Annotated in this window: 1 protein-coding gene; it reads right to left on the reverse strand. The window is 56.1% G+C overall.

The window, feature by feature from the left end; all coding sequences use genetic code 11:
* The coding region (locus tag EN852_RS39200; RefSeq protein ID WP_135879935.1) for a DUF4150 domain-containing protein at positions 1–296 on the reverse strand (296 nt) is incomplete at both ends.

A 296-nucleotide genomic window follows, 5' to 3' on the forward strand; every position in this document is an offset into this window, starting at 1 on the left:
GTGATGCGTGATTGTTGGTCGCGAGATCGGTGTGACGAACGACAGGCTCGCCATCGAACTTCACGTCGCTTGACCAGGAATTGAAATACTCCTTGCCCGTGTTTGTGGAGGTGATGACCCCTTTCTTCGCCGCGCATCCAGCCTCGGTGCCGGACGTCTTCGTCAAGTAAGACTGGTTTTTGATGTTGACGGTTTTGTTGGCGATCTTAACGGTTCCCGTTCCCTTGTCGGTATCCGACGCGAAGCCGAAACTCGGATAAGGAACCGGCACGCCCGGTTGCGGAGCGGGGTTTTGG

It is taken from the genome of Mesorhizobium sp. M2E.F.Ca.ET.209.01.1.1, assembly GCF_004010375.2.
GTDB lineage: Bacteria > Pseudomonadota > Alphaproteobacteria > Rhizobiales > Rhizobiaceae > Mesorhizobium.